The 352-nt window shown below is 59.1% G+C and carries 1 protein-coding gene; it reads right to left on the bottom strand.

Features of this window, described 5'->3' with window-relative positions; all coding sequences use genetic code 11:
* Positions 1 to 66: 66 nt before the first annotated feature.
* Positions 67 to 352, bottom strand: a 286-nt coding sequence (locus AC1RPG_RS08465) for a hypothetical protein (protein WP_481762545.1), incomplete at its 5' end; no start/stop codon positions are given.

The raw sequence follows: 352 nt of genomic DNA, 5'->3' as shown, positions 1-352 counted from the left end.
GCTCATGTTGGTTCAGAGCGCGCCCATTGAGCTTGATGCTCAACGATTCCATCCAGTCCTCGAACTTCATGCACGCTCTCCGCGCAAGGGCCGGGCCGCAACGTCGCGAATCCACTTCAGCCGACGCGGGTTGCGGTATTTGACCTCGTGCAAGTACTCGCGAAAAGCCCGCGCCGCCAACGCATCATCTTCGTTCCCGGCAGGCGGCACGAACTCATTGAACGGATATGTATCGTGCAGCCCCGCGATCACGAACTGGTTGATCAGCGCCTGACGGAATTCGCGGCTCTTTTTCCACGCCTCCGGCTGTTCCGACATGCGATCGTACAGCCAAACTTCGGCATTGAGGCAC

Source organism: Dellaglioa sp. CoH-57-MRSF-18 (assembly GCF_056781995.1).
Note: the sequence above shows the minus strand (reverse complement) of the source record. Positions and strands in the feature narration are given on the sequence as shown.